At 67.0% G+C, this 752-nt stretch carries 1 pseudogene; it reads right to left on the bottom strand.

The window, feature by feature from the left end:
* Window positions 1-752 (bottom strand): annotated as a pseudogene (locus EOA28_RS37480) (D-alanyl-D-alanine carboxypeptidase); the annotation flags it as partial.

Raw genomic sequence — 752 nt, 5'->3', positions numbered from 1 at the left:
CCTTGGCGGGCTGGTCGCCTTGCGCCGCGGCGGCTGCCGTTCCGGTCGCCGCCGGCTCGGCGCCGGCCGGCGCCGGCCTGTCGGGCCGCCAGCTCGGCACCGGCACATCGGCATAGTTCTGATCGGCCTGGTCGACGAATGCCTTGGGCGCCGGTCCGGTTGCGCCCCCGAGGCCGACCGCGATCAGCGTCGGGTGGTCGAGCTTCACCTGATAGGGCGACTTGGGCTTATCCTTGGCAGCGACCTCGGGGGCCGCCTCGGATTGCTCTTCCTTCGGCTTCTTCTTGCAGATCTCGTCATGCATGTCGTTGGGCGACAGCGTATCACCATAGGGCTTGAGAGCGGCCAGCGTCGTCGTACCCGCCGCCGGCATATCGAAACCCTGGTCGAGCAGCTTTGCCGCCGCCTCGGCGCGGCTGACCGCCGATTTTTCGCCAAGCACCACGGCGACCAGCGTGCGGCCGTTGCGCGTCGCCGAGCCGATCATGTTGAAGCCGGAAGAGCAGACGAAGCCGGTCTTCATGCCGTCGGCGCCGGGATAGCGGCCGATGAGCAGATTATAGTTCGGGAGCGCCTTCTTGCCGACGGCAAGGCCTTCGATTGAGAACCAGGGCGCATACTGTGGAAAATCATTGCGCAGCGCCGTCACCAGCACGGCGAGGTCGCGCGCTGTGGTGTATTGTTCCGGCGAATAGAGCCCGTTCGGGTTGACGAAATGCGTTCCGACCATGCCGAGCCGGGCCGCCTCGGCG

The sequence above is a fragment of the Mesorhizobium sp. M2A.F.Ca.ET.067.02.1.1 genome, from assembly GCF_004023285.1.
GTDB lineage: Bacteria > Pseudomonadota > Alphaproteobacteria > Rhizobiales > Rhizobiaceae > Mesorhizobium.
The sequence above is the reverse complement of the archived record's forward strand: the minus strand, read 5'-3'. Positions and strand labels throughout refer to the sequence as shown.